The sequence below is a fragment of the Escherichia fergusonii ATCC 35469 genome (assembly GCF_000026225.1).
GTDB classification, from domain to species: Bacteria; Pseudomonadota; Gammaproteobacteria; order Enterobacterales; family Enterobacteriaceae; genus Escherichia; species Escherichia fergusonii.
The window spans coordinates 3,482,641-3,504,120 of the sequence record NC_011740.1; the positions used below are offsets into that span (position 1 = coordinate 3,482,641).

Below are 21,480 nucleotides of genomic sequence, written 5' to 3' on the forward strand. Positions count from 1 at the left end.
TACTTATTTGCCTTTTTTAATAACCTCAATGGTGCTTGCCACAACACCTTCCAGCGGTTGATCGATATCCACCACCAGTACATCGGTTTCGTCCGCACCCGGCTCCTGCAGCGTTTCAAACTGCGTCACCAGCATTTGGGTTTTAAAGAAATGGCCTTTGCGCGCTTTCAGGCGGCTTTCAATCACATCAAAATCGCCTTTCAGGTAGATGAAAGAGAGATTCGGATTGCCCTCGCGTAGCAGGTCGCGATAGTGCTTTTTCAGTGCGGAACAGACGATCAGCGACACTTTATTGGTACGCTGCATGGCAAATGCGGCGTCGTTCAGCGCCTGTAACCACGGTTTACGATCGTCGTCATTCAGCGGTTCACCAGACGCCATTTTTTCGATATTGCGGCGCGGATGGAGGAAATCGCCATCAAGAAACGCGGCATGAAGTTGATGCGCCACTTCACTGGCGACCGCAGATTTCCCGCTGCCCGATACGCCCATTAAGACGTAAATGTGGTGATCATGATTAGTCGTGCTCAAAGTGGTGCCCCCACAGTACAAGAATTAAGAATGTTACGGGTAACTGTTATCGGTAACATTGTCTAGCCGGACCAAAACAGAAGCAATATCCATCCGTGCCTTAAGTGTATAAGTGTGAGCTACTTCAAATTTGTGAGCTTAAATAGATCCGCCCGGTGACAAGGTGAAACCTAAATCTAACATTTTCGGTGTCACAGATTCGCCACGAATACGCGCCAGCAGGCGCTCAGCGCCAATGCTGCCCATCCGCTCACGCGGCGTCAGCACGCTCGCCAGCCGTGGCTCCATCACCTGACCAATGTCATGACCGTGGAAACCGGCAATCGCCATATCGTCAGGAACTTTCAGCCCCAGACGCTGACATTCAAATGCCGCACCGACCGCCAGGTCATCGTTAGTACAAAATACGCCATCCAGCTGCGGATATTCCCGCCGCGCCTGGCGAATCAGTTCAATACCGGAAGAGTAAGAAGAAGATTGCTCGACCATCACGCTATACGGCACCAGGCCTGCATCCAGCATCGCCTGTTCATATCCCTTCTGTTTGATGATAGTACGTTCGTCGAGGCGTGCGCCGAGATAGGCAATGTGACGATGCCCGCGGGCAATAATGGCGGTGGTCATCTGGCGTGCCGCTTCAAAGTTATCAAAACCGACGGCGATATCGAGGCACGGCGACTTACTGTCCATCAGCTCCACCACCGGAATACCCGCTACTTCAATCATCTTTAAGGTGCGGGGCGTGTGGGTACGTTCGGTGAGAATAAGCCCGTCGATATTCCAGGAAAGCATCGACTCGAGACGTTCTTGCTCCATTTCCGGTTTATAACCGTAGTGCGCCAGCATCGTCTGATAACCGTGTGCGTCGGTGACGCTTTCGATACCGCGTAATACTTCAGCGAAAACCTGGTTGGTGAGTGAAGGTAACAGGACGCCAATCGCCCGGCTGGTGGCGTTAGAGAGGATATCGGGCGCGCGATTGGGAATATAACCCAGTTCATCAAGAGCGGCGGCAATCTTGCCACGTAGAGCGACGGAAACCTGCTCCGGGTTGCGTAAAAAACGGCTGACCGTCATTTTGGTCACGCCTACACGGTCAGCCACATCCTGAAGTACGGGTCTTTTCTTTTTCATCGTCCTGAAAGGTACAAAAGGGATAGATTCCTTTAGTTTACCACGGACGCATCAGAACCTTCCCGATTCCTCAGGAAGGTTGTGAGATAAATTTATACTGGCGGTAAATCGAACAACAGAATTTCACTGTCGCTATCAGCATGGATGGAGATTGCCTGCTCATCCCAGATTGCCAGACCATCGCTGGTCGAGGCTTTCACGCCGTTAATGGTAACATTGCCTTTCACTACCTGAATCCAGACGCGGCGTTCAGCGGCAATCTGATGAATCGACTGCTCATCTTTTACCAGCGCCCAGCGGTACAGTTCCATATCCTGATACACTTTCAATGAACCATCACGCGCATCCGGCGAGAGCACCAGTTGTTTGCCCTGTACGGCATCGAAGCGACGCTGTTCATAACGCGGCGTAATACCGTTTTCTTCTGGCATGATCCAGATCTGATACAGATGCAGACGCTCGGTGCTGCTTGGGTTGTACTCTGAGTGACGAATACCCGTACCCGCACTCATAATCTGGAACTCTCCCGCCGGAACCTGCTCTTTATTGCCCATGCTGTCCTGATGCTCAACAGTACCTTCCAGCACGTAGGTCAAAATTTCCATATCTTTATGCGGGTGAGTGCCGAAGCCCTGCCCTGCTTCAATCACGTCGTCGTTAATCACGCGCAGCGCGGAGAAGCCCATAAAGTTCGGGTCGTAATAATTGGCAAAAGAGAAAGTATGCCAGGAGTCCAGCCAGCCATGATTTGCATGACCACGTTCATTTGCTTTGCGTAAGTAGATCATTTGTATTCGCCCCCTGAATGATTTCGATGGGCTTAGTGTGGACCCGATCCGCCTGGGATGATAGAGGGTGAAAATTGACCCCTCTGTTCAAAAAAATTGAACTATTTGAGGGGCCATCAAACTTACTTCGCGAGAGTCACTGTGGAGGGAGAGGCTTGCTCAAATCCGCGTTCAAGGATTTCAAGATTGGTAAGAACTTCAGATTCCTTGACGTAATTTGGCGCCCCGCTGGTGATGGTTTGGTACAACGCATCATAAACGCGTCCGTAATCGCCCATCTCCGGCTTCATCTCTTCTCTGACCGTAACGCCCTCGTCATTGACATACTCCAGCACACCGACCGAATCATCCGCTGCGAATCCCGGCTCGCCCGGCATAATATTAGCCTTCAGGCTGGTTTCCTGCTGGTCGATACCGTATTTAATAAACGAACCTTTCTTACCGTGAACGATAAATTTCGGATAATCGATTTTCACCAGATGGCTGGTTTTGACGATGGCTTTTAGATCGCCATAAAACAGCTGCGCTTCGAAGGTGTCGTCAGGATTGGCTTTATTACGCAGGCTGCGGATGTCATAAGCGACGTGATCCGGGCGACCGAACAGCGAGATAATCTGGTCGAGGGTATGCACACCAAGGCCATAGAACGCGCCATCCTGCGGCAGTCCAGGTTTGGTTTCTGCCACCGGGCGGTAATAGTCAAAATGGCTTTCCACTTCAACAATCTCTCCCAGCTTGCCGCTTTCAATCGCTTTTTTCGCCATCAGAAAACAGGAGTCAAAGCGACGATTCTGATACGGCGTAACGGTCAGCCCTTTGCTTTTCGCCAGCGCAAACAGCTCTTTCGCCTGCGCAAGTGTCGGGGTGAACGGTTTTTCGACCAGCACATTTTTCCCGGCTTCCAGCGCGCGCTTCGCGTACTCGAAGTGGCTGTCCGCGTGGGTGCAGACGACAATCAACTTAACGTCAGGATCGTTTAGCACTTCGTCGAGATCGCTGGTGAAATGAATATGGGAATAAATGGGAGCTTGTTCTTCCGGCTTCGCATGGCGGCGGAAAATATGCGCGACATGCCAGCTATCCTTGCGGTTAAGTACATACGGCAGATGGTAACGGGTGGTGCTTTTGCCGAAGCCAATAAAGGCGCAGTTGATGACCATGATTTCGTCCTTTTTAAGGTGGTTATCTACCACCTTAGCGCAAAGCGGACGCGGTTCCTACAGGAGTGCGCATAACGAACACAAGCACTCCCGTGGATAAATTGAGAACGAAAGGTCAAAAAAAAAGCCAGCACCCGGCTGGCTAAGTAATACTGGAAGCAATGTGAGCAATGTCGTGCTTTCAGGTTCTCCGCGAGGGTCTTCCTGATCGCGAGACAATAATAATCATTCTCATTCGCACTTGTCCAACACTTTTTGCAAAAAAATGCATTTGACTCGCATTTGAAAGTCAATGATGTTGAAAGGGACATTTACCCCAAAGAGGACAAAGGAATGAGTGAGATAGTAATACGCCATGCAGAAACACGGGATTACGAGGCCATCAGGCAGATTCACGCCCAGCCGGAGGTGTATTGCAACACACTACAGGTGCCTCATCCTTCCGATCATATGTGGCAGGAGCGACTCGCCGATCGTCCCGGCATCAAGCAGTTAGTCGCCTGTATTGATGGAATCGTCGTAGGCCATCTCACCATTGACGTGCAACAACGCCCACGCCGCAGTCATGTTGCCGACTTTGGTATCTGTGTCGACTCCCGCTGGAAGAACCGCGGCGTCGCCAGCACCCTGATGCGAGAGATGATTGCAATGTGCGACAACTGGTTGCGGGTAGATCGTATTGAACTAACGGTGTTCGTTGATAACGCGCCAGCAATTAAGGTCTATAAAAAATTCGGCTTTGAGATTGAAGGGACCGGTAAGAAGTATGCTTTGCGTAATGGCGAATATGTCGATGCGTATTATATGGCGCGGGTGAAATGAACATCATTAACTTATTGTAAATTACAATATTTTATTAAGGCTTTGTTGGATATGTTGCGCTTGAAAAAAAGCATGACCTAACTGCCCCATCGGAAAATCCAGAATCATTATGATTAATTATCAGGAAGCATTCGCGAAAGCGAACCATTACCTTGATGATGCAGATCTCGCCGTCGTCATTACTCTACATGGACGCTTTAGCCAGGGCTGGTATTTCTGTTTCGAAGCACGAGAATTTCTCGAAACTGGTGATGAGGCCGCGCGCTTAGCTGGTAACGCACCTTTTATTATTGATAAAGACAGTGGTGAAATTCATTCGCTGGGAACGGCAAAGCCGCTGGAAGAATATCTACAGGATTATGAAATAAAAAAAGCTACCTTCGGCTTGCCCTGACAATACGGCCCTCTTCCCACGAAGAGGGCCGCTAACCTTAGTACCCCGCCGTTAAATCATCCACCGAGCGCGGGTCGGATGCACCGTACAACTCACCGTCCGGCCCAACCATAATACTTTGCGTACTGCCCATCGCCTCTTTTAGCGCCACTTTCTGACCTTTTGCTTCCAGCAGCTTGAGCGTATCCGGGCTAAATCCTTTCTCGACACGCAGCTCGTCCGGCAGCCACTGATGGTGGAAACGCGGCACATTGGTCGCTTCGGCGACATTCATGCCATAATCGATGCTGTTCACCACCATTTGCAGCACAGTGGTGATAATCCGGCTACCGCCTGGGCTTCCGGTGACCAGCCAGGTTTTACCATCCTTGACCACAATGGTTGGTGACATCGACGACAGCGGGCGTTTATTCGGCCCGACGGCGTTGGCATCGCCGCCCACCAGCCCGTAAACGTTCGGTACGCCTGGTTTGGCGGAGAAATCATCCATCTGGTTATTGAGCAAAATACCGCTCTCGCCCGCGACAATGCCCGTACCGAAGGTGGTGTTCAGCGTATAGGTCACCGCCACGGCGTTACCGTCTTTATCCACCACTGAGTAATGGGTAGTTTGATTACTCTCATAAGGCGCAAGCTTGCCAGGACGAATTTCGCTGGATGGCTTCGCTTTATTGATATCGATTTGATCGGCAATAGATTTGGCATAGGCTTTATTGGTCAGCGCCTGCCACGGTACTTTGACAAAATCCGGGTCGCCAAGATATTCCGAGCGATCGGCGTAGGCATGTTTCTCCGCTTCTGCCATGATTTGCATCGCGTCGGCGCTGCCAAAGCCGTATTTCTGCATATCGAAGTTTTCCAGAATATTGAGGATCTGCACGATATGGATCCCGCCGGAGGATGGCGGTGGCATGGAGTAAACCTGATACCCGCGATAATCGCCACTTATTGGTGTACGTTCGACCGCTTTATAGGCCGCTAAATCTTCTTTAGTGATCAAGCCACCGTTTTTCTGCATCTCCAGGGCGATTTGTTCCGCTATCGTGCCTTTGTAGAATTCATCCGGGCCGTTTTCGGCAATCATCTCCAGGCTCTTTGCCAGATTCGTCTGTACCAGCTTGTCGCCCTTTTTCAGCGGTTCGCCCTCTTTCCAGAAGATAGCTTTGCTGTTTTCGTGATTTGGTAGCACTTCACTGCCGTAGGTTTTGAGATCGTCAGCCAGCGCGTCGTTAACAATAAAACCATCGCGTGCCAGTTTAAACGCCGGTTGCACCACTTTATTCAACGGCATGGTGCCGTATTTCTCCAGCGCCAACGAGAAGCCCGCTACCGTACCGGGTGTGCCGGAAGCCAGATGCGAAGTGAGTGATTTTTTGCTGTCCGGGTTGCCCTGGTCATCGAGGAACATATCGCGTGTTGCTTTGGCTGGCGCCATTTCGCGGAAATCGATAGCGGTGGTATTGCCATTTTTCGAGCGGATCAGCATAAAACCACCGCCGCCCAGATTCCCCGCCTGCGGATGCGTTACCGCCAGCGCATACCCCACGGCCACGGCGGCATCAACGGCATTCCCACCCTCCTTAAGGATATCTACCCCCACCTGAGTGGCAGTGGCGTCCACAGAAGCCACCATCCCCTGCTTCGCGCGTACCGGATGGAAGACATCCTCCTCCACACCATATGAAACGGGCGGCGGCGCAGGTGGCGCGGCGACAGCACTAAAACAACATCCTGAAAGCAAAGTAGCAATGGCCACCCGGCGTAAAAACGTCGGTTTTATCATCGTTATTCTCCAGTTATGAGTGGGGCAACCCCAGCTAAGCCTGGTATATAACTCTGAATTAATCATCGTTTTGCCGGGAAGCGAGTAAACTTAAAGGATATCTTCAGAGGAGGATACGCGATGAAACGACTTCTGCTTTTGACGGCACTCCTGCCGTTTGTCGGCTTTGCACAGCCCATTAATACTCTGAATAACCCCAACCAGCCGGGATATCAGATCCCCAGCCAGCAGCGGATGCAAACTCAAATGCAAACGCAGCAAATCCAGCAAAAAGGGATGCTGAATCAGCAACTGAAAACTCAGACGCAATTACAACAGCAGCATTTAGAAAATCAGATTAATAGCAACTCTCAGCGGGTATTGCAGTCGCAGCCGGGGGAGCTAAATCCCGCCCGGCAGCAAATGCTGCCCAACACCAACGGCGGGATGTTAAACAGCAACCGTAATCCGGATAGTTCGTTGAATCAGCAGCATATGTTGCCGGAGAGGAGAAACGGCGACATGCTGAATCCGCCCAGCACGCCGCAGCCTGATATTCCGTTGAAAACTATTGGGCCGTAAAGTTCGGGCCAATCACATCAATCGCATCGGTACAGATGCAATCCACGCCCCAGCGCAGCAACTCTGTCGCGCGCTGGGGTTTGTTGACGGTATAAACCAGAATCCGTAATCCAGCGTCTTTCAACTGCATCACTCGCGCTTTATCGAGCAACTTATGATTGAGATGAATAGAGACGCAGCCCAGCCGCGTGGTCAGTTCGCGCCAATCGTCGCGCCACTCATCCAGCAACAAACCGCGCGGCAGTTCCGGTGCAGCCTGTTGCGCGGCTTCTAAAGCATCAATCTCAAACGATGACAGCAGCGGCGGCGTCATACCAGCCCACAGTTCGCGCGCCGCCAGCGATACCATTTTGCCCGTTAATGGACCAGTGCCAGTGGTGGGTTTGATTTCGATATTTGCCATCATCCCATGTTCACGGCAGCGTTCCGCCACCTGCGAAAGCAACGGCAGCGGCTCACCTTTAAACGCTTTGCTGTACCAACTGCCTGCATCCACGCGCAGTAAATCCTGCCAGTTCAGATCGCCCGCGACGCCCCAGCCATTGCTGGTGCGTTCGAGATTGTCGTCATGAAGCAAGAAGATCTCGCCATCTTTCGATAACTTCGCGTCAAATTCGATCATCTTATGACCGTATTTTGCCCCAACGTCGATTGCCGCCAGGGTGTTTTCCGGGGCCAGCTTACCGCCGCCACGGTGGGCGACAATGCGGGGATAAGGCCAGTTACTCATACTCGTTGTCCTGTTTCACCATCAAAAAGATGTAGCTGATTTTCCGGCAGATGCAGCCACAGCGTGCTGCCTGCCGTCGGGCGCTCCTGATGCGCCAGTCGCACCACCAGCTTCTGTTCGCCCCAGCGTCCGTGCGCCAGGTTATCTGCGCCGAGGATCTCCAGCGTGTCCATCACCAGCGGTATGCCGCCTTCTGCCTGCGAGCTTAACGCAATATGTTCCGGGCGAATGCCAAGAGTCATTTTACGCCCGGCATACTGACGGTAGCCACCGTTTAGCGGTAGCGCCATCCCCCCGTCCAGTTCGAAATGCGTGCCATCGTTATTCACGCGGCCTGTCAGCAGGTTCATCGCCGGACTGCCGATAAAACTCGCCACAAACAGAGTGGCGGGCTTTTCGTAGACTTCAACTGGCGTGCCAATCTGTTCGGCAACGCCGCCGTTCATCACCATTACCCGCTGAGCGAGCGTCATCGCCTCAACCTGATCGTGAGTAACGTAGAGTGAAGTCGTTTTCAGGCGACGGTGCAGTTGTTGCAGCTCAAGGCGCATCTGCACGCGCAGCTTGGCGTCGAGGTTAGAGAGCGGCTCATCAAACAGGAACACCGCCGGATCGCGCACAATCGCGCGGCCCATCGCTACACGCTGACGCTGACCGCCAGAAAGCTCACGCGGACGGCGCTTGAGCAGGTCGTCCAGCTCCAGAATGCGCGCCGCTTCTTTAACACGCTCGGCTATTTGCTGCTTGCCCATGCCGCGAATTTTCAGCCCCCACGCCATGTTTTCTTCGACACTCATATGCGGATAAAGAGCGTAGTTCTGGAACACCATCGCAATCCCGCGATCTTTCGGCTCCATTTCGGTCACGCGTTGGTCGTTAATCCAGATATCGCCTTCGGTGACCCGCTCCAGCCCGGCAACCATGCGCAGCAGCGTGGATTTCCCGCAGCCAGACGGCCCGACCATCACTATAAATTCGCCATCCGCCACATCAAGGGTCAGCGGTTTAATGACCTGGGTTTTGCCATCCCAGCTTTTGGTTACTGCCTGTAATTTCAGTCCTGCCATCTTATTTCTCACTATCGACCAGGCCGCGCACGAAGGCACGCTGCATCACTAAAACAATCACCACCGGAGGGATAAGCGTTAACAACATCGCCGCCATCACTGAGTTCCATTCCGTGGTGCCTTCGCCTGTGGCGATAATCCCTTTGATCCCTGCCACAGTGGTGCCGAGATCAACGTCGGTAATAATCAACAACGGCCACAAATACTGGTTCCAGCCGTAAATAAAAGTGATCACAAACAGCGCCGCCAGATTGGTTTTCGACAGCGGGAAAACGATGTCGCAAAAGAAACGCATTGGTGACGCACCGTCGATCCGCGCCGCTTCCACCAGCTCATCCGGTAGCGTCATAAAGAACTGGCGGAACAGGAAGGTAGCGGTTGCCGAGGCCATCAGCGGCAGCGTTAAACCAGCGTAGCTGTCGAGCATATTCAGGTTGGCGATGACTTCTACTGTCGGGAAGATACGCACTTCAACTGGCAGCATCAGGGTGATAAAAATCATCCAGAAGAAGAGGTTACGCAGCGGAAAACGAAACCAGACAATGGCAAATGCCGAGAGCATCGAGACGGTAATTTTGCCGAGCGTAATGCTGAACGCCATCACGAAGCTGTTAAGCAACATCCGCCAGAACGGCGCGCTATTTGTGCCTACCCCGTTCACCCAGATGTTGTGGATGTTTTCCAGCAGATGCGTGCCGGGGATGAGCGTCATCGGCGCGGCGTAGACGGCCTGTTTATCCAGCGTCGCCGCGACAAACGCCACGTACAGCGGGAAGAGGATCACCGCGATCCCGAGGATCAGCATGGTATGGCTGAATATTGTCAGCCACGGACGGTTCTCAATCATTGGTAACGCACCTTGCTTTCAACATAGCGGAACTGCACCACCGTCAGCACGATGACGAGGAACATCAACACCACCGACTGCGCGGCAGACGAAGCCAAATCCAGCCCGGTAAAGCCTTCGCGGTAGATCTTATAAATCAGCGTCGTGGTAGCCTGTACTGGTCCGCCGGACGTGGCGGCGTCGATCACCGGGAAGGTATCGAAGAAGGCGTACACCAAGTTCACCACCAGCAGGAAGAAGCTCACCGGGGCGATAAGCGGCAACGCAATCTTAAAGAAGCGGCGAATTGGACCTGCGCCGTCGATGGCTGCGGCTTCAATCAACGAACGAGGAATGGATTGCAGCGCGGCATAGAAGAACAGAAAGTTGTAGCTGATTTGCTTCCATACTGAGGCAAACACCACCAGGAACATTGCCTGACCGCTGTTTTGCGCATGGTTCCAGTCGTAGCCGAACTCAGCGAGAAAATGAGTGATCAGCCCGCGACCAGGGTTAAACAGGAAGATCCACAATACGGCGGCAACGGCGGGAGCCACGGCATACGGCAGCAGCATTAAGGTTTGATAGAAACGGCTGCCGCGCACGATGTACTCCACCAGCGCCGCGAAGAACAGCGACACCAGCAAACCGCTGACCGTGACAAAGGTGCTGAATTTTATCGTCGTCCAGAAGGAGTCGAGATAGTAGCTGTCATGAAACAGCGTGACGAAGTTATCCAGGCCGACAAACTGGCTGGAAAAGCCAAACGGATCGACGCTTTGTAGCGAGTACCACAACGCTTCGCCCGCAGGCCAGATAAAAAAGATAACGGTGATGATGAGCTGCGGCGCGACCAACAAATAAGGCAGCCAGCGCGAGCGGAACACCGGACGGGATGATGACATTACGGTTAATTCCTGAACTGTGCCGGATGCGCTTCGCTTTTCCGGCCTACACGCGATGCCAGGTCAGATAAGCGAAACGCATCCGACATTTCACTGGTTAAGACTTCGTAGATTTCTCAAAGCGGCGCAGTAACTGGTTCCCACGCTCAACAGCGGTATCCAGCGCCTGCTGTGGCGTCTTCTTACCAGTCCACACGCTTTCCAGCTCTTCATCCACAATCACGCGGATCTGCGGCATATTGCCCAGACGCAGCCCTTTGGTGAACGGCAACGGCGGCTTGTTCAGCATCTGACGCGTCGCGGTATCCGCCCCGGGGTTTTTCTCGTAAAAGCCCTGCTCACGGGTCAGGTCATACGCCGCTTTGGTGATTGGCAGATAACCGGTTTTCTGATGCCACTCGGCAGCGTTTTCTGGCTTCGCGAGGAAGTCGAGGAACTTCGCCACGCCGGTGTAAGTTTCTTTATCTTTGCCCTGCATCACCCACAGGCTGGCCCCGCCGATAATGGCGTTTTGTGGCGCATCTTTCGCATCGGCGTCGTACGGCATCATGCCTACACCGTAGTTGAATTTGGCATACTCGCGAATGTTGGCAAGAGAACCGGAAGAAGCGGTCGTCATCGCGCAATCACCGTTATAGAACTTCTCGGTGGATTCATCCTTACGCCCGACGTAACTGAAATCGCCCTTCTTGTTCATCTCTTCGAGCATGGCGATGTGTTTCACCTGCTCCGGCTTGTTGAACTCAAGCACCGCGTCCGTGCCGTCAAAGCCGTTGTTTTTGCTGGCAAACGGCAGACCGTTCCAGGCGCTAAAGTTTTCCAGTTGGATCCAGCCCTGCCAGCCGCTTGCGTAGCCGCACTTCATGCCGGAGGCTTTCAGTTTTGCGGCATAGTCCGCCAGATCCTGCCAGGTTTTCGGCGGCTGTTCCGGGTCTAACCCCGCTTTCTTGAAGGCGTCTTTGTTGTAATAGAGAACGGGAGTCGAGCTGTTGAACGGCTGGGAGAGTAAGTGGCCGGTTTTGCTGTCGGAGTAGTAACCTGAAACCGTCGGCACAAACTGCGACTCATCGAATTGAATCCCCGCTTCTTTAAACACGTCATACACCGGTTTAATGGCTTTCGACGCCATCATGGTGGCGGTGCCAACTTCATAAACCTGCAAAATAGCCGGCGCGTTGCCGGTACGAAATGCGGCAATCCCCGCACTTAAATTCTGTTCGTAGTTGCCTTTATAGGTCGGTACAATTTTGTAATCCGGGTTTTCGGCGTTAAAACGTTGGGCCAGAGAATCCACCTCTTTACCCAGTTCCCCTTCCATAGAATGCCAGAACGGAATGGTCGTCACTGCCTGTGCATTCCCCATTAACGCCAGTCCGAGCGCCAGTGCTGAAGCTGTATAATGTAACGGTTTCATCGTTTATCTCTCTTGTTGTACCGAATGCGCGAATTCACGCGTTTTATGCTCGCGGGGTAACATGACATGCTCGAATTACAGAAAAATAACTTTTTTGTTACATTTGTAAGATAGTAAGGTGTCAGAAAGATGACAAGGCGGTGACGGTACGGGTGAGGGAAAATGGGAGATGGGGCACGGATAATGCTACGTTGGGAAAAATTAATGCGCCAGAGACTATCTGGCGCAGCACTTATCGAACAATACTCTGCTTCAGTCGGTCATTGGCGGTCTTAATCCATTCCCGGTGGTGTTTTCTATAATGTGGTCTTGAGCGTTTAGCCGTATCAACCACAGCAACATATTGCTCGTTGGCTTCACGTAGTCGACTCATTTTCGCCAGCAACTCCGCATAGTAAATACGCGCCTGCGGGCTGGGGTAATAAGAAACAAGCACCTCAAACTCGCTTTCCGCATCAGCGTATTTTTCTTGTGCGGCTAACGCTCTGGCAAATAACAAATGCCCGTCTGCCGACTGAAAATCGGGGTTATAACGCATCACATCTTCCAGCGTCTGCTGACAGGCGGCGAACTCCTGAATAGCAAATTGCGCCTGCGCCAGGCTTAACATCATTACCGCTTCATGGGCGAAAATTCCGCTTAACGCCTGCTGATAATGGGGAACGGCTTCGTGATAACGCCCAAGGCGCGCCAGTTCGTTAGCTAACGCATAATGGTTTTGATTGGTCTCGGCAATCGCCAGCTCTTCGGTTAATTTGTGCAGGTGGCGTTCCGGGCTGATTTTGTCCTGCAGGCGCATCAGCAAAGTACGCCCGTGACGGTCAGCGCCCGTTTCAGGCAGCATAACCATGACGAAATACGCCACGCAGCCAATCACCGGAAAACAGAAGATAATAAAAATCCAGTATCGCTCTTGTCCGGAGCGATAAGCGTGAATACAGCAAAGCAGTTCAAGCATGACGACAACGGCATAATGCATGGGAGGGAACCTTTCCGTGGCAAATAAGTGGTCTGGTTTTAATCCTCCCGGTCAGTTGAAACAAGTCTGTATACGGACAAAGAACCCGGCAGAACGTGACTACCGGGTTATTGATAATTTACCCACCTAAATACGCGCTTCTCACCGCTTCATTCGCCAGCAGCGCGTCGCCGGTATCGGAGAGCACCACATGACCGTTTTCCAGCACATAGCCGCGATCCGCCAGTTTTAGCGCCTGGTTGGCGTTCTGCTCGACGAGGAAGATGGTCATCCCCTGCTCGCGCAGTTGCTCGATGGTGTCGAAAATTTGCTGGATGATAATCGGTGCCAGTCCGAGCGAGGGTTCATCAAGCAATAGCAAACGTGGGTTACTCATCAAAGCGCGACCAATCGCCAGCATCTGCTGTTCACCGCCAGACATGGTGCCTGCCCGCTGAACACGGCGCTCATGGAGACGTGGAAACAGTTCATAGACCCACTTTATGCGCTCCTGGAACTGGTCGCGTTCAGCAAAAAAGCCGCCCATCGCCAGATTCTCTTCCACCGTCATGCGTGAGAAGACGCGACGTCCTTCCGGGACAATCGCCACCGCTTCGCGCATGATTTTCGCCGTCTGCCAGTCGGTAATGTCTTTACCATCAAACACAATTCGCCCGCTGGTGGCGCGCGGGTCGCCACATAACGTGCCGAGCAAGGTCGTTTTTCCCGCCCCGTTCGCGCCAATGAGGGTGACAATCTCGCCCTGATTGATATGCAGGCTCACCTCATGCAGCGCCTGGATTTTGCCGTAGTGGGCGCTGACTTTGTCAAAGGACAACATGACTTTTTCCATCTTATGCCTCACCTAAATAGGCACGGATCACGTCCGGGTTATTACGGATTTGCTCCGGTGTACCGTTTGCCAGTGGCGTCCCCTGATTGACCACGTAAATTCTGTCTGAAATCCCCATCACCAGTTTCATATCGTGTTCAATCAACAAAATAGTGGTGTTGTGATGGTTACGCAGTTCGGCAATCAGCTCATCCAGCTCTTTGGTTTCTTTCGGGTTAAGACCTGCCGCTGGTTCGTCGAGCATTAAAATCTCCGGCTGCGTTACCATGCAGCGGGCGATCTCCAGACGGCGCTGGTCACCGTAGGCCAGGTTACTCGCCTGACGGTTAGCGTGTTCGAGCAAACCAATGCGCTCAAGCCAGGTTGCGGCACGGTCGAGGGCTTCGCTCTGGGCGCGGCGGAAAGAAGGCGTTTTCAACAGGCCAGAGAACAGCCCGGTTTTCAGTTGCTGATGCTGCGCCACCAGCAGGTTTTCAATCACCGTCATTTCACGGAACAGACGCACATGCTGGAAGGTTCGCACCACGCCCATGCGGGCAATTTGCTGCCCCGGCAAACCTTCCAGATGCTGATCGCGCAGTAAAATGGTGCCGCCGGTGGGTTTGTAGAATCCGGTCAGACAGTTAAAAACCGTGGTTTTTCCGGCACCGTTAGGACCGATTAACGAGACGATTTCCTGCGGGTACAGTTCAAGATTGACGTTGTTCACCGCCAGCAGGCCACCGAAGCGCATCATCAGGCCGTTAACAGATAATAATGGCTGACTCATGCCTGCTCTCCTTTCGCTGCGCCGTTTTTCAGCTTGAGTTGCGGGCGCGTCATAGGCAGCAAGCCCTGCGGACGCCAGATCATCATCAGCACCATCAAACCACCGAGCATTAACATGCTGTATTCGTTAAAGTCGCGCATCAATTCGCGCGACACCACCAGCAGAACTGCCGCCAGAATCACCGCAAATTGCGAGCCCATACCACCGAGCACCACTATCGCCAGCACAAACGCCGATTCGGCAAAGGTGAAGGATTCCGGGCTGACAAATCCCTGACGTGCCGCGAACAGCGTTCCGGCAAAACCGGCAAACGCGGCACTGATGGTAAAAGCGGTCAGCTTGATACGACGCGGACTTAAGCCCAGCGAACGACAGGCGATTTCATCTTCACGCAACGCTTCCCAGGCGCGGCCCAGCGGCATCCGCAGTAAGCGGTTAATGACAAACAGGCTTAACACCACCAACAGTAACGCCACCAGGTAGAGGAAGATGACGCGATCGGACGGGTCGTATTTCAGGCCAAAGAAATTGCTGAACGTATCCCAGCCGCCTTCGCGGGCGGTGCGACTGAACTCGAGTCCGAAGAGTGTCGGTTTCGGGATCTGACTGATTCCGTTCGGACCGCCGGTGATTTCCGTGTTATTGAGCAGCAATATGCGCACAATTTCGCCGAAACCGAGAGTAACGATCGCCAGATAGTCGCCACGTAAACGCAACACCGGGAAGCCGAGCAGGAAGCCCGCCGCCGCCGCCATCAACCCGGCAATCGGCAAACAGGTCCAGAAGCCAAGACCGTAATAGTGATTGAGCAAGGCAAAGGTGTAAGCGCCGATGGCGTAAAAACCACCGTAACCCAGTACCAGTAAGCCAGACAGCCCCACCACCACGTTCAGCCCGAGGCCGAGGATAATGTAGATCATGGTCAGGGTGGCGATATCCACCGTCCCGCGCGACACCATAAACGGCCACGCCACCGCAAGCACCAACAGTGCGACGAGGAACAGCTTTTGCTTCACCGTGGAGCCATCAATCGCGGGCAGAATAAACTTCGGCCCGGAAACGTTTTTCAATCCTTTCTGAAATGCAGGTCGCACAAGCTGGAAGAAAAAGACCACCGCAGTGCCAATAAACACCCACTGCCAACGGATGTCCGAAGCCGTGTCGACCACCAGTTTGGTGCCGTCCAGCTCCAGTTGCACACCCATAAAGACGCCCGCGAGAACAAAGAACATGGCGGCAGAGAGCAGCGCCATTGCAATATGCATCGGTTTCATACTTTCTCTACCTCCGGGCGCCCCAGAATACCGGTCGGCATCACCAGCAGTACCAGAATCAGCAGGGCAAATGAAACCACATCCTTATATTCCGTACTCAGATAGGCAGAAGAGAGCGCTTCCGCAATCCCCAGGATCAAGCCGCCAATCATCGCTCCCGGAATACTGCCAATCCCACCGAGTACCGCAGCAGTAAAGGCTTTCATCCCGGCCATAAAGCCGATGTAGGGATTAATTACGCCGTAGAACTGGCCGAGCAACACGCCGGCCACCGCCGCCATCGCCGCGCCAATCACAAAGGTCAGCGCAATCACCCGGTCAGTGTTGATGCCAAGCAGGCTCGCCATTTTCAGGTCTTCCGCGCAGGCACGACAGGCGCGCCCCATGCGGGAATAGCGGATGAAAATTGTCAGCGCCAACATGGCGAGGAAGGTAACAATCCAGATCACCGCCTGCATGGTGGTAATAGAGGCAGAGAAGTTTTCACTATGGCCCACAACCCACTGACCGTTAAACAGGCTGGGTAGCGCCACGTCGCGCGAACCTTCGGTCAGGCTGACGTAGTTTTGCAGGAAGATAGACATGCCGATTGCCGAGATGAGCGCAATCAGGCGCTTAGAGTTACGCACCGGGCGGTAAGCCACACGTTCGATACTCCAGCCATAGGCGCTGGCAATGACGATTGCGCCGACGAATCCCGCCGCCACCAGCAGCCAGCCGGTATCAATGCCCAGCATCATCAGTGCGGCGATGATCATAAAGGAGACGTAGCTGCCGATCATATAAACCTCGCCGTGGGCGAAGTTGATCATGCCGATAATGCCGTAAACCATGGTGTAGCCGATGGCTATCAGCGCGTAGGTACTGCCCAGCGTGACGCCGTTAAACATCTGCTGCAAGAAATACAAAAACTGCTCAGACATAAGGTAACCTTTCTAAAACCGCCCGCATTTCACGGGCGGTGGGATGATCACTTGGCTGCCGTCGATGAACCGTCGGCGTGCCACTGGAAGACACCAAAATCAAATCCCTTAAGATCGCCTTTTTCATCCCAGTTCAGCGGCCCAATCACGGTGTTTGCACCGTTAGCTTTTAAATCTTTCACCAGCGCCAGCGGCTCATCGCTGCCGGTACGCTCAAGGGCAGTCGCCAGAGATTGCACCGCCGCGTAGGTGATCCAGACATATGGCCCGGACGGATCTTTCTTGTCTGCTTTCAGCGCATCAACGATGCCTTTGTTTGCCGGGTCCTGGTCATAGCGTTTTGGCATAGTGACCAACATACCTTCGGCGGCATCACCAGCAATGTTCGACAGCGACGCATTACCCACCCCTTCCGGCCCCATAAACTGAGTTTTCAGGCCAACGGAACGGGCCTGGCGCAGCATCTGCCCCATTTCCGGGTAGTAACCGCCGTAGTAAACGAAATCGATGTTTTCTTTTTTCAGGCGGGCGATCAGCGCGGAGAAATCTTTCTCACCAGCGGTAATACCGTCGAAGAAGACGACGTTGGCATTGGCTGCTTTCAATCCGTCCTGCACCGAACGCGCCAGCCCTTCGCCATACTGTTGTTTGTCGTGAATGATGGCGATGCGCTGGGGCTTCACCGTCTCAAGAATGTATTTTGCCGCTGTTGGCCCCTGGGAAGAGTCCAGCCCGGCAGTACGCATGATGTGTTGATAACCGCGTTGAGTCAGCTCCGGGTTGGTCGCCCCCGGCGAGATCATCAAAATACCTTCATCTTCGTAGATATCTGATGCAGGTTGGGTAGAAGAAGAACACAGATGACCAATAACGTATTTAATGCCGTCGTTAACGATTTTGTTGGCGACCGCAACGGCTTGTTTCGGGTCGCAGGCGTCGTCATATTCCACGCCCACCAGCTTATCGCCTTTAATTCCCCCTTTGGCATTAATGTCTTTAATCGCCTGACGCGCGCCGTTAAATTCCATATCGCCCCACTGGGCAATCGGACCGGACATCGCGCCGACAACGGCAACTTTAATATCGTCGGCCATAGCGGTGTGTGAAATTGTCAGTGCAATCATCCCTGCGATGATAGTTTTCGCATTCCGTTTCATAGTCAAAAATCCCCATTCGTGATGTTGTGTTGCTTTGTTTTTATGTGTTAACAAATCAGACTGTTCTTTTTTTATACTGCACTGTTTTTGCCTGTCTGATTAATGGTTTAGCGCAGTATTTTGTGATAATAGCGATTAAAACCCCTATTTTTCAGTCGATTAAGAACAGATAATATTCTGAATTTATTGATAGATAAACAGAAAAAAGTGCCGTTGTCAGCATAAAATAACGGCACAAAGGGCGGAATAATTCACTACCATTCAGGGGATTATGCTGGGTATTTTTCATTCTCTAATGTTTTAACTTTGTAATTATTGCTGAAAAAAAATTAATCACCTGCCAAAAGAAATAAAAAAGAGAAAGCCTCCGATTAAATTATTTCGCTACACTGGTTCCACTTTTGTGATTTACACGGGTTCCCCATGAAGCTGACCATCATTCGATTAGAAAACTTTAGCGACCAGGACCGGATTGACCTGCAAAAGATCTGGCCGGAGTATTCCTCTTCCTCTTTACAGGTTGACGATAACCACCGTATCTACGCCGCGCGTTTTAACGAGCGCCTGCTCGCGGCCGTGCGGGTAACCTTAAACGGCACCGAGGGGGCACTGGATTCCCTGCGCGTGCGGGAAGTCACCCGACGTCGCGGTGTGGGGCAATATTTGCTGGAAGAGGTTTTGCGTAACAATCCTGGCGTTTCAGGCTGGTGGATGGTGGATGCAGGCGTGGAAGATCGCGGCGTGATGACGGCGTTTATGCAGGCGCTGGGGTTTACGGCACAACAGGGCGGCTGGGAGAAGCGTTAATCGTCAAGTTTGATTTCAAAAGTGATGACCAACGAGAAATTGCCTGATGCGCTACGCTTATCAGGCCTACAATGTGTGCTGCAATTTACTGATTTCTTTGGATCTTGTAGGCCGGATAAGGCGTTTACGCCGCATCCGGCATGAAGCATGCGTACTCGATATTAGCAATTTGGCGGCAACCCAAAGTTGCCGATTAATGATTACTTCGCATCGGTCGCCGTGCCGTTGGCGTGCCAGTCAAATACGCCGAACTCAAAGCCTTTCAGATCGCCTTTCTCATCCCAGGTCAGCGGCCCCATCACGGTATCCACGGAGTTCGCTTTCAGGTATTTGGCGATTTCAGCCGGATCGTCAGACTGATTCAGGCCCGCCTGCAAAGATTGCAGCGCGGCGTAGGTGGTCCAGACGAACGCGCCGCTTGGGTCCTGTTTTTTCGCTTTGATCGCGTCAACAATTGGTTTGTTCGCCGGAACCTGATCGTAGTTCTTCGGCTTGGTCACCAGCAGCCCTTCCGCTGACTCGCCCGCAATGTTAGACAGCGAGACGTTAGCCACGCCTTCCGGCCCCATAAACTGGGTTTTCAACCCTGCCGCGCGTGCCTGACGCAGGATCTGCCCCATTTCCGGGTGGTAACCGCCGTAGTAAACGAAGTCGATATTCTCTTTCTTCAAACGCGCCACCAGCGTTGAGAAATCTTTTTCCCCGGCGGTGATGCCATCAAAGAACACCACGTTAGCATTGCCTTTCTTAAGGCCGTCCTGCACCGCTCGCGCCAGACCTTCGCCGTATTGCTGTTTGTCGTGGACGATAGCAATACGCTGCGGTTTCACCTTCTCAAGAATATATTTCGCCGCCGTCGGCCCCTGGTCGGAGTCCAGACCGGTGGTGCGCAGGATCAGCTGATAGCCACGGGCGGTCAGCTCTGGCGCGGTTGCCGCTGGGGTGATCATTAAAATGCCTTCGTCTTCGTAGATGTCAGACGCTGGCTGCGTTGATGAAGAACAGAGGTGGCCAATGACATATTTAATGCCGTCGTTAACGACTTTGTTCGCCACCGCGACCGCCTGTTTCGGGTCACAGGCATCGTCATATTTTACGATTTGCAGTTTGTTGCCTTTCACGCCGCCTTTAGCGTTAATATCCGCAACTGCCTGCTCTGCGCCAGTAAACTCCTGGTCGCCATACTGGGCCACCGGACCGGACATTGCGCCCACGACCGCGACTTTAATATCTTCTGCCAGAGCCATATTGCTGAATGCCAGCGCGATACATCCTGCCAGTAACGCTTTACCCTTTATATTCATCCTGAGAATCCCCATTCATCTGGTTATTACGTGTGTTGTGATGTTGTTGTTCAGCACTTTATTTCGTTTTATGCATGACTACCCGTGCTTTAGCAGCATACTCTGCTAAAACATACCCGATTTTTATGATATTGGAATAGCTATTTTGACAGTTTATTAACAATCTGCGTGGGGATTGGCGTTTTGCCGGAGGGGGTCATTGATTATTGCAGAGGCCCAAAAAATAAAAACCCCGGACTCTCATCCAGGGTTCTCTGCTTAACAGCGGTAATTACGCTTCAATAGCAGCGCGAAGTTTTTTCATCGCGTTCTTTTCCAGCTGGCGCACACGCTCAGCGGAAACACCGTAACGGTCAGCCAGTTCCTGCAACGTGGACTTGTTGTCTTCGTCCAACCAGCGTGCGCGGATAATGTCCTGGCTACGCTCATCCAGGCCCTGCATCGCGTCGGTCAGACGGTTTGCCGCCTGCTCTTCCCAGTTATCATCTTCAATGCCGTCGGCAAAGTTGGACGATTTATCCTGCAGATAAAGCACCGGAGCCATCGGCTGGCTGTCGGAATCGTCATCGGAAGACAGGTCAAAGGTCATGTCCTGTGCCGCCATACGCGATTCCATCTCACGTACGTCTTTGCTGGTTACGCCCAGTTCACGGGCCACCATTTCGACTTCATCCTGATTAAACCAGCCCAGACGCTGCTTGGTTTTACGCAGGTTGAAGAACAGTTTGCGCTGCGCTTTGGTGGTCGCAACTTTGACGATACGCCAGTTGCGCAGAACGTATTCGTGGATCTCTGCTTTGATCCAGTGAACGGCGAAGGAGACCAGGCGCACACCCACTTCCGGGTTAAAACGGCGCACTGCTTTCATCAGGCCGATGTTACCTTCCTGAATCAAATCCGCCTGTGGCAGGCCATAGCCCGCATAATTACGAGCAATATGAACAACAAACCGCAGGTGAGACAGGATCAGCGTTTTTGCTGCTTCCAGATCGCCATGGTAATGCAGCTTTTCAGCCAGCGCCCGCTCCTCGTCAGCCGACAACATCGGCCACGCGTTAGCTGCCCGGATGTAGGAATCCAGGTTGCCAACAGGGGCTAAAGCTAAACTTTGCATTTTGTCAGTCATTCAAATCCTCTCAATCGATATCTTCTGGCGCTTCAGTGGTAGCAACAACTGTGCCAGAGCTTAAGAGCAACGAGGTTATCATTCACTGTTTTATCAGACCGTGATTTTATCCACAAGTTCAATGCAACGCTGTGAATAAATTACGCACAAAATGTGACATAGAGATGAAATACCGGGAAGAGACAACGGGGTCT

The 21,480-nt window shown here is 52.7% G+C and carries 22 protein-coding genes; 4 read left to right on the forward strand and 18 right to left on the reverse strand.

Annotated features, from left to right (window positions below):
* Positions 1 to 3: 3 nt before the first annotated feature.
* The 4 genes from gntK to EFER_RS17155 form a co-directional block, all read right to left on the reverse strand.
* A complete protein-coding gene (gene gntK / locus EFER_RS17140; RefSeq protein WP_000108330.1) occupies positions 4 to 531 on the reverse strand; it encodes a gluconokinase in 528 nt (175 codons plus the stop codon).
* A gap of 138 nt (positions 532 to 669) precedes the next feature.
* Positions 670 to 1,665 carry a gluconate operon transcriptional repressor GntR gene (gene gntR, locus EFER_RS17145; RefSeq protein WP_000730252.1) on the reverse strand — a complete coding sequence of 332 codons (996 nt, stop codon included), beginning with the start codon at positions 1,663 to 1,665 and terminating at the stop codon, positions 670 to 672.
* 92 nt (positions 1,666 to 1,757) lie between these two features.
* Positions 1,758 to 2,453, reverse strand: a complete 696-nt coding sequence (yhhW, locus tag EFER_RS17150) for a quercetin 2,3-dioxygenase (protein ID WP_000639820.1) — start codon at positions 2,451 to 2,453, stop codon at positions 1,758 to 1,760.
* A 122-nt stretch (positions 2,454 to 2,575) separates the two neighbouring features.
* Positions 2,576 to 3,613, reverse strand: coding sequence for an oxidoreductase (locus EFER_RS17155; RefSeq protein WP_000236269.1), 1,038 nt, complete (start codon positions 3,611 to 3,613; stop codon positions 2,576 to 2,578).
* 333 nt (positions 3,614 to 3,946) lie between these two features.
* Here EFER_RS17155 and yhhY point away from each other — a divergent pair, with 333 nt between their 5' ends.
* Together yhhY and EFER_RS17165 are read left to right on the forward strand one after the other, a co-directional pair.
* Entirely contained in the window at positions 3,947 to 4,435 is a 489-nt protein-coding gene (gene yhhY / locus EFER_RS17160) for an N-acetyltransferase (RefSeq protein WP_015953791.1), read from the forward strand.
* A 109-nt stretch (positions 4,436 to 4,544) separates the two neighbouring features.
* Complete coding sequence (locus EFER_RS17165; protein WP_000611634.1) at positions 4,545 to 4,829, forward strand: YrhB family protein; 285 nt, start codon at positions 4,545 to 4,547, stop codon at positions 4,827 to 4,829.
* A 37-nt stretch (positions 4,830 to 4,866) separates the two neighbouring features.
* On the opposite strand, the gene ggt is transcribed toward EFER_RS17165, so the two are convergent.
* Complete coding sequence (gene ggt, locus EFER_RS17170; protein WP_000595143.1) at positions 4,867 to 6,612, reverse strand: gamma-glutamyltransferase; 1,746 nt, start codon at positions 6,610 to 6,612, stop codon at positions 4,867 to 4,869.
* Between the two features lie 120 nt (positions 6,613 to 6,732).
* On the opposite strand from ggt, the gene EFER_RS17175 reads away from it, so the two are divergent.
* Positions 6,733 to 7,173 (forward strand): DUF2756 family protein, encoded by a 441-nt coding sequence (locus EFER_RS17175; RefSeq protein WP_000826136.1) that lies wholly within the window; start codon positions 6,733 to 6,735, stop codon positions 7,171 to 7,173.
* Here the strand turns inward: EFER_RS17175 and ugpQ are convergent.
* The 11 genes from ugpQ to livK form a co-directional block, all read right to left on the reverse strand.
* The gene (gene ugpQ, locus EFER_RS17180; RefSeq protein WP_000073569.1) at positions 7,160 to 7,903 is read right to left on the reverse strand and encodes a glycerophosphodiester phosphodiesterase; all 744 of its coding nucleotides are present in this window, start codon (positions 7,901 to 7,903) and stop codon (positions 7,160 to 7,162) included. The genes EFER_RS17175 and ugpQ overlap by 14 nt on opposite strands.
* Positions 7,900 to 8,970, reverse strand: coding sequence for a sn-glycerol 3-phosphate ABC transporter ATP binding protein UgpC (gene ugpC / locus EFER_RS17185; RefSeq protein WP_000907774.1), 1,071 nt, complete (start codon positions 8,968 to 8,970; stop codon positions 7,900 to 7,902). The genes ugpQ and ugpC overlap by 4 nt, the downstream gene beginning before the upstream one ends.
* A 1-nt stretch (position 8,971) precedes the next feature.
* On the reverse strand, positions 8,972 to 9,817 hold the full coding sequence (gene ugpE / locus EFER_RS17190) for a sn-glycerol-3-phosphate ABC transporter permease UgpE (RefSeq protein WP_000572171.1): 846 nt from the start codon (positions 9,815 to 9,817) through the stop codon (positions 8,972 to 8,974).
* A complete protein-coding gene (ugpA, locus tag EFER_RS17195) occupies positions 9,814 to 10,701 on the reverse strand; it encodes a sn-glycerol-3-phosphate ABC transporter permease UgpA (RefSeq protein WP_000099289.1) in 888 nt (295 codons plus the stop codon). Before ugpA ends, ugpE begins: the two co-directional genes overlap by 4 nt.
* Positions 10,702 to 10,798: 97 nt before the next feature.
* Positions 10,799 to 12,115, reverse strand: coding sequence for a sn-glycerol-3-phosphate ABC transporter substrate-binding protein UgpB (gene ugpB, locus EFER_RS17200; protein ID WP_000803190.1), 1,317 nt, complete (start codon positions 12,113 to 12,115; stop codon positions 10,799 to 10,801).
* 232 nt (positions 12,116 to 12,347) lie between these two features.
* A complete protein-coding gene (locus tag EFER_RS17205) occupies positions 12,348 to 13,094 on the reverse strand; it encodes a tetratricopeptide repeat protein (RefSeq protein ID WP_000558836.1) in 747 nt (248 codons plus the stop codon).
* A gap of 118 nt (positions 13,095 to 13,212) precedes the next feature.
* A complete protein-coding gene (gene livF / locus EFER_RS17210; protein WP_000416903.1) occupies positions 13,213 to 13,926 on the reverse strand; it encodes a high-affinity branched-chain amino acid ABC transporter ATP-binding protein LivF in 714 nt (237 codons plus the stop codon).
* 1 nt (position 13,927) lies between these two features.
* On the reverse strand, positions 13,928 to 14,695 hold the full coding sequence (gene livG, locus EFER_RS17215) for a high-affinity branched-chain amino acid ABC transporter ATP-binding protein LivG (protein WP_000082101.1): 768 nt from the start codon (positions 14,693 to 14,695) through the stop codon (positions 13,928 to 13,930).
* Entirely contained in the window at positions 14,692 to 15,969 is a 1,278-nt protein-coding gene (livM, locus tag EFER_RS17220; protein ID WP_000803805.1) for a branched chain amino acid ABC transporter permease LivM, read from the reverse strand. The genes livG and livM overlap by 4 nt, the downstream gene beginning before the upstream one ends.
* Entirely contained in the window at positions 15,966 to 16,892 is a 927-nt protein-coding gene (gene livH, locus EFER_RS17225) for a high-affinity branched-chain amino acid ABC transporter permease LivH (protein ID WP_001295097.1), read from the reverse strand. Before livH ends, livM begins: the two co-directional genes overlap by 4 nt.
* Before the next feature lie 47 nt (positions 16,893 to 16,939).
* Positions 16,940 to 18,049 carry a high-affinity branched-chain amino acid ABC transporter substrate-binding protein LivK gene (gene livK, locus EFER_RS17230; protein ID WP_001353622.1) on the reverse strand — a complete coding sequence of 370 codons (1,110 nt, stop codon included), beginning with the start codon at positions 18,047 to 18,049 and terminating at the stop codon, positions 16,940 to 16,942.
* A gap of 423 nt (positions 18,050 to 18,472) precedes the next feature.
* On the opposite strand from livK, the gene panM reads away from it, so the two are divergent.
* Positions 18,473 to 18,856 (forward strand): aspartate 1-decarboxylase autocleavage activator PanM, encoded by a 384-nt coding sequence (gene panM / locus EFER_RS17235; RefSeq protein ID WP_000778815.1) that lies wholly within the window; start codon positions 18,473 to 18,475, stop codon positions 18,854 to 18,856.
* Positions 18,857 to 19,056: 200 nt separating this feature from the next.
* On the opposite strand, the gene livJ is transcribed toward panM, so the two are convergent.
* Together livJ and rpoH are read right to left on the reverse strand one after the other, a co-directional pair.
* The gene (gene livJ / locus EFER_RS17245; RefSeq protein ID WP_001022009.1) at positions 19,057 to 20,160 is read right to left on the reverse strand and encodes a branched chain amino acid ABC transporter substrate-binding protein LivJ; all 1,104 of its coding nucleotides are present in this window, start codon (positions 20,158 to 20,160) and stop codon (positions 19,057 to 19,059) included.
* A gap of 271 nt (positions 20,161 to 20,431) precedes the next feature.
* Complete coding sequence (gene rpoH, locus EFER_RS17250; RefSeq protein ID WP_000130217.1) at positions 20,432 to 21,286, reverse strand: RNA polymerase sigma factor RpoH; 855 nt, start codon at positions 21,284 to 21,286, stop codon at positions 20,432 to 20,434.
* Between the last annotated feature and the right edge of the window lie 194 nt (positions 21,287 to 21,480).